A 4177-nucleotide genomic window follows, 5' to 3' on the forward strand; every position below is an offset into this window, starting at 1 on the left:
CGATCAGCCCGTAGGACTTCTCGCTGACGACCGGCGACAGGATGATGTCGCGCGGGTCCTTGTTGTAGCCGCTCATTCGTCAGCCTCCTCGGTCTTGGTCTTGCTCGCCACGAACGACTCGTAGGCCGCCTTGGTGAAGACGATGTCGTCAGAGACGACCACGTCGTAGGCGTTGAGCTGGTCGGCGTAGAGCACGTGCAGGTCTTTGAGGTTGCGCACGCTCTTCTCGGCTGCCTCGTTGCCTCGCTCGAGAACGACGAGCACGTTGCGGGTCACGCCGTGCCCGCCGTTGAGGCTCGCAAGCAGCTCGACGGCAACCTTGGTCGACGGCGCACCGTTGACCGTGCCGAAGCCGTCGACGATGTGCAGGCGCTCGCCGCGGGCCCGGTCGGAGATCACGCCGAGCAGAGCAGCGGCGATCATCTTCTTGGGGGTGCGCTGGGCGTAGCTGCGCGGAACCGGTCCGTGCACGATGCCGCCGCCGCGGTGCTGCGGCATGCGGATCGAGCCCTGACGGGCACGGCCGGTGCCCTTCTGCTTGAACGGCTTGCTGCCCGAACCGGAGACCTCGCCGCGACCCTTGGTCTTGTGCGTGCCCTGGCGGGCGGCCGCGAGTTGTGCGGTCACCACTTGGTGGATGAGCGGCACGTTGGTCTGCACGTCGAAAACGCTCGCGGGGAGCTCTACGGTGCCGGCCTTCTTGCCCTTGGCGTCGAGCACTTCAAGAGTGCGGCCGTCGAGAGAGGTCATGATCAGCCCTTCACCGCGTTGCGGACGAAAACGATGCGGCCGCGCGCGCCGGGAACGGCGCCCTTGACCAGCAGGAGACCCTTCTCGGCATCCACCGAATGGATCTTGAGGCCCTGCACGGTGACGCGCTCGCCACCCATGCGCCCCGCCATCCGCATGCCCTTGAACACGCGGCTCGGGGTCGACGACGCGCCGATCGAGCCGGGCTTGCGGTGGTTGCGGTGCGAACCGTGGCTCGCCGAGACGCCCTTGAAGTTGTGGCGCTTCATGACTCCGGCGAAGCCCTTGCCCTTGGACGTGCCGACGACGTCGACCAGCTGCCCGGGCTCGAAGATCTCGACGGTGAGTTCCTGGCCGAGCTCGTACGAGTCGGCGTCGGGGGTGCGCACCTCGGTGAGGTGGCGGCGCGGCGTGACGCCGGCCTTGTCGAAGTGCCCGGCCGCCGGCTTGTTCACCTTGCGGGGGTCGATCTGGCCGTACGCGATCTGAACGGCGGCGTAGCCGTCCTTCTCGACGTTACGCACCTGGGTCACGACGTTCGGGGAAATCGAAACGACGGTGACGGGCACGAGCTTGTTGTTCTCGTCCCAAACCTGGGTCATGCCGAGCTTGGTGCCGAGCAGACCCTTGGTCGTCGTGGTTGCAGACATGGGGGTTCCTAGGCCTTGATCTCGAGGTTGACGTCGGCGGGCAGGTCGAGACGCATGAGCGAGTCGACCACCTTCGGAGTCGGGTCGATGATGTCGATGAGACGCTTATGGGTGCGCTTCTCGAAGTGCTCGCGGGAGTCCTTGTACTTGTGGGGGGAACGGATCACGACGACCACGTTCTTCTCCGTGGGGAGCGGCACCGGGCCGACAACGGTGGCGCCTGCGCGCTGCACCGCATCGACGATCTTGCGCGCCGAGGCGTCGAGACCGGCGTGGTCGTAGGACTTCAGCCGGATGCGGATCTTCTGGGCCGCCATAGTTCTCTCTTCTCTCCTGTGTACCTGCGGCATCCTCTTCGGATTCCGCACCCGCGAACTGTGTGGTTCGCGCACCGCTGTTCTTCTGTCAATCCGTCCCTGGTTCGCGCACGCATTTCAGCAACAGAGCGCACGAAAGGAAGGATTCGAGTTGAAGCTTTGTGTTGTTCTGCCACTCGCGGCCCAGTCGAGGACTGTGCACTGCCAGAGCGGTGACCCGCGGCGCTTACGCGCGCAGGATGTTGAACCACATGAGTTTGCCACACTCCCGCATTGCGTGCAACCCGGGCGTGTCGCGCCTCGTCGCTACTCGGTCGGGCGCCGTGGGCGGGCGGAAAGCACGACGTAGCCCGCAAGCACGATGACGAGCACGCACAAGACGACAACCCACCAGGGGAAGCCGGGGATGGTCGGCGGACCCCCGGCACTCGCCACGTCGACGGCGGGGGTCGGCGGGATGCGTTCGCCCGTCACGAGGATGCGATGGGTGTTGATGCCCAGGGGAGCGCAGGTGACGAGAGTGACGAGGTCGCGCCCGATCTCGGGGTAGACCGCCTTCGAATCCTCGGGGAGCACCACCTCGGTCGTGACGACCTCGTAGGTGAGCACCTCGCCGAAAACCTCGATCGTGAAGGTGTCGCCGACCTCGACGCGATCGAGGTTGGTGAACAGCTCGGCACTGGCGAGCCCGCGATGGGCCGTCAGCACCGAGCGCGTGCTCTCCCCGCCGACCGGCAACGAGGTGCCCTCGAGGTGCCCAACCCCCTCGGCGAGGGTCGCATCGGACGTGCCGTGATAGATCGGCAGGTCGACGCCGATCCCCGGGATCCTGAGCCGTGCCATGAGTCCCGAGGAGTCTGCGGCGAGGAGATCGCGGTACTCGCGACTCGACACGTCGCTCGTGACCTCGCCGGCCAGCGGAACCCGCTCTCCCGAGGCGACCACGGCACCGCCGGAGAGGGTGCGGTTGTACTCGTGCGCCTGCTGGATCGCCTCCTGAAGCGACTCGGCGCCCAGATCCCGCACGCCGTCCGCCAACTCGGAGATCTCGGCGGCCTGATCGACCTGTGAGAACCAGTTGACGATCGTCGGGAGCATGAATGCCACGACGCCGAGAAAGAAGACGGTGGCCGTCGCGAGCGCGAGCCACGGCATACGCCACCGCCGTCGCACCTCGCTGTGGCGAGGAGTTGCGACGGCGGTGGCCATGCTTGATGCTAGGCGCGCGCCCGGCGACGACGCGTGATGACCGCGAGCCAGATGCCGAGGGCGGTGAGCGCCGTACCGATGATGCCGAAGGTGACCACGCCGTTGCTGCCCGTGAAGGGCAGCGCGAACGGCGGCAACTGAAGGTTCTCGACCGCGCTGTAGTTGACGCTCGCCGCGTCGGTCTCTCCGACGACGATCGTCACATCGATCGGAGCCGCCGTGCCGAGGGTCTGGTACCCGACGGGCGCCTCGATCTCGACGAGCAGGTAGTTGCCGGGCTTGAGCGCCTCGATGTCGAGCTCGCCGTTGGTGCCGGAAACCCACTCATCGGCGCCGTCCACCACGACCTGGGGTTCGCCGACATCCAGCACGCCGTCGTTGTCGAGGTCGTGATACAGCTCGAACCGGGCACCAGCCAGCGGCACGTCCGTCGGGGTGTCAGCGACATCGGTCTCGGAGTACTTGAGGACGCGCAGTTGACCGAAACCCTGAGTCGCGTCGGCGTCGAGGCTGGAACTGTTGACGACGGAGTTGACGTCGTTCGTGACGAGCCCTCCCGCCGGAAGGGTGACGATCTGGGTGGGAACGACGAACTCGATCGTGCCACCCTGCGCCTCGGCCTCAAGGAGCGCGCGACCGGCCGCAGTGAAGGTGACCGTCTGCACGCCTCCCGCGATGTTGTAGACGAAGTGGGTCGTCTCGACGAAGGTCGACGCCGTGGGGTCACCCGCGGAATCGAACACGGAGATCGAGCGCGGCGAGATGCCGGCCGGGATTCCGGTCGTGACGAAGGCGAGGTCGGCGGTGTCGATGGTGTCGGTGAGCACGACCGTTGTCAGGTTCTCGCCGCTCGGGAGGACCGGCAGGTCGACCGTCACGGTCCAGCTCACGTAGTCACCCGCCGTGAAGAAGCCCGCATCGCCGCTGTTGACCACCTTGTCGAGGCCGACGACGGCGTTCTTCGGGTAGACGTGCACCGTGTAGAGCCACTCGTTCGGGTTCGTCGCATTCGCCGGTCCGGTCGGGAACGGCACGGTGACCAGGAAGGGCTTGGCGGGGTCGGTGATCGTAGCCGGACCGTTAGTCTCCTGCACCAGGTACAGGCCGTAGCCGAGCGAACCGAAGGTCGCCGTGCCAGTGACATCGGTGACCGCGATCGTGTCGGAGCCGAGCGTCACACCCGCCTGGCTGGTGAGCGAGTTCTCGGCGGCGGACATCGAGGGGCTCTTCGACGCCGACGACGCCGAGAAC

Annotated in this window: 5 protein-coding genes and 1 pseudogene; all 6 read right to left on the minus strand. The window is 66.6% G+C overall.

From position 1 onward, the window contains the following. Positions 1-76, minus strand: a pseudogene (locus RMO30_RS05490) (50S ribosomal protein L23); the annotation flags it as partial. Next, the gene (rplD, locus tag RMO30_RS05495; RefSeq protein WP_309710519.1) at positions 73-750 is read right to left on the minus strand and encodes a 50S ribosomal protein L4; all 678 of its coding nucleotides are present in this window, start codon (positions 748-750) and stop codon (positions 73-75) included. The pseudogene RMO30_RS05490 and the gene rplD, both read right to left, overlap by 4 nt. Positions 751-752: 2 nt before the next feature. Next, on the minus strand, positions 753-1400 hold the full coding sequence (gene rplC, locus RMO30_RS05500) for a 50S ribosomal protein L3 (protein ID WP_309710521.1): 648 nt from the start codon (positions 1398-1400) through the stop codon (positions 753-755). An 8-nt stretch (positions 1401-1408) separates the two neighbouring features. Further along, complete coding sequence (gene rpsJ, locus RMO30_RS05505; protein ID WP_309710524.1) at positions 1409-1717, minus strand: 30S ribosomal protein S10; 309 nt, start codon at positions 1715-1717, stop codon at positions 1409-1411. A gap of 306 nt (positions 1718-2023) precedes the next feature. Further along, positions 2024-2926, minus strand: a complete 903-nt coding sequence (locus tag RMO30_RS05510; protein ID WP_309710526.1) for a class C sortase — start codon at positions 2924-2926, stop codon at positions 2024-2026. Positions 2927-2934: 8 nt separating this feature from the next. Further along, on the minus strand, positions 2935-4177 hold a 1243-nt coding region (locus RMO30_RS05515), incomplete at its 5' end, for a SpaH/EbpB family LPXTG-anchored major pilin (protein ID WP_309710529.1).

The sequence above is a fragment of the Pseudolysinimonas sp. genome (assembly GCF_031389465.1).
Taxonomy (GTDB): Bacteria; Actinomycetota; Actinomycetes; order Actinomycetales; family Microbacteriaceae; genus Pseudolysinimonas_A.

Excerpts from the sequence above, each read along its gene's own strand:
- rpsJ (WP_309710524.1), bottom strand. The coding sequence starts at position 1,717 with ATGGCGGCCCAGAAGATCCGCATCCGGCTGAAGTCCTACGACCACGCC.
- RMO30_RS05510 (WP_309710526.1), bottom strand. The coding sequence starts at position 2,926 with ATGGCCACCGCCGTCGCAACTCCTCGCCACAGCGAGGTGCGACGGCGG.
- rplD (WP_309710519.1), bottom strand. The coding sequence starts at position 750 with ATGACCTCTCTCGACGGCCGCACTCTTGAAGTGCTCGACGCCAAGGGC.
- rplC (WP_309710521.1), bottom strand. The coding sequence starts at position 1,400 with ATGTCTGCAACCACGACGACCAAGGGTCTGCTCGGCACCAAGCTCGGC.